The sequence below is a fragment of the Aerococcus sp. L_32 genome, from assembly GCF_050689315.1.
The window spans coordinates 1-1,936 of the sequence record NZ_JBOEQF010000369.1; the positions used below are offsets into that span (position 1 = coordinate 1).

1 protein-coding gene is annotated in these 1,936 nt (G+C 39.9%); it reads left to right on the plus strand.

From position 1 onward, the window contains the following. Nucleotides 1–146: 146 nt before the first annotated feature. On the plus strand, nt 147–1,936 hold a 1,790-nt coding region (locus tag ACRCJ0_RS13000; protein ID WP_431390694.1), incomplete at its 3' end, for an ABC-F family ATP-binding cassette domain-containing protein.

Consider the following 1,936-nt stretch of genomic DNA (forward strand, 5'->3'; position numbering starts at 1 on the left):
TTGGTTTATTATACCGGATTATTGCAATTTTGGAAAATGATAGTCATTATTTGTCAGCCTTAAAGATAAGAATTGCTAAAGCATTCTGAATAGCCTCTGTTATATGGTAAAATAAAACAGAATGAACGGAGAGGACTAGGTTATATATGAAAGATTATAAAGCGTTAAATTGGTCAAAAACATATGGCATGAAACAACTATTAAATGATGTTTCCTTTTTAATTAGAGAAGGGCAACACGTTGGTTTGGTTGGGGCCAATGGTTCAGGTAAGACCACCTTATTAAATATTATTGCGGGGAAATCTAGCCTAGATCAAGGGCAGATCGAACATCCAAAAGATTTTACAGTGGGCATTGTCACTCAAGATCCAGAGCTAGATGAAAGCCAAACGATTTTTGAGGCTGTTTATCACTCTGAAAGTCCTATCGTCCAATTAGTTGGTCGGTATGAAGAAATTACCTTAGACTTGCAATTAGAACCAGAAAATAGCCAATTACAAAAGAGATTTCAGCAGATTGAGCAAGAAATGAATGCGCAAAACGCTTGGACTTTGGATACGACAATCCAAACGATCTTATCTAAATTAGGTATTCATGACCTAACCCAAGAAGTGAACGTCTTGTCTGGGGGCCAACGGAAACGGGTCGGTTTGGCTAAAGTTTTGATTGAAGAACCGGATTTGTTACTGATGGACGAGCCTACCAACCACTTGGATTTTGAAATGGTGGAATGGTTAGAAAACTACATTGCCAATTATAAGAAATCAGTCCTAGTTGTAACCCATGACCGGTACTTCTTAGACCAAATCACGACACATATCTTTGCTTTGGACCGGGGTGACTTGAAGCAATACGAGGGTAATTACCAAATTTATTTGGAAAAATTGCAGTCTGAGCATGAAATTGAAGCAGCAACCATGGCAAAACAAAAGAAATTGTACAAGAGTGAGTTGGCTTGGATGCGTAAAGGGGCTAAAGCTAGAACCACTAAACAACAAGCCCGCATTCATCGGTTTGAAAACTTGAAAGAAAAAGTAAGCCAAACAACAGATGATAGCGAATTGACAGTGGATTTGGATACTCAACGGTTGGGTAATAAAGTCCTTGAATTCGATAACTTAACGGTAGGTTACCCAAATAAACCCTTAATCACCAATATCAATCTATTATTACAGAATAAAGAGCGTATCGGGATAATCGGGGATAATGGGGCTGGTAAAACGACCTTCCTAAACACCATTGCTGGCATACAAGCGCCACTTTCAGGTGAAGTAAAAACGGGTGAAACGGTCCGTATCGCCTACTTCCAACAAATCCCTACTGACCTACCAGAAGACAAAAGGGTGATCAACTACGTGCAGGAAATCGCTTCTGAGTACGTTTATGATGATGGGACCCAAGCATCTGCAGCGCAAATGCTAGAGCAATTCTTGTTCCCCCGTGAATCGCATGGCATGTTAATTGGCACGCTATCAGGTGGGGAAAGAAAACGACTGTACCTATTGAAGATATTGATGACTAGACCCAATGTCTTACTTTTAGACGAACCGACAAACGATTTAGATATTGATACCTTATCTGTCTTAGAAGACTACCTAGAGACCTTCCAAGGAGCTGTGATTACCGTTTCCCATGATCGGTATTTCCTAGACAAGGTGGTTGAGAAGCTTATCATTGTGGACAGCTTGGACAATACAGTACAATTATTCTATGGTAACTACCATGACTATAGAGACGCAATGAAACAAGCAAAAAATCAATCCAGTCAATCGCAAAAAGTGTCCAGTCAAAGTAAGCCAAACAACCAAGCTACTGAGTCAGTGACAGAAGAGTCACCAAAAGCTAAGCGAATGTCTTGGCAAGAGAAGAAAGATTGGGCCGTTATTGAGAGTGAAATTGAACAATTAGAAATGGATATTGAAGACATTGACCAGGC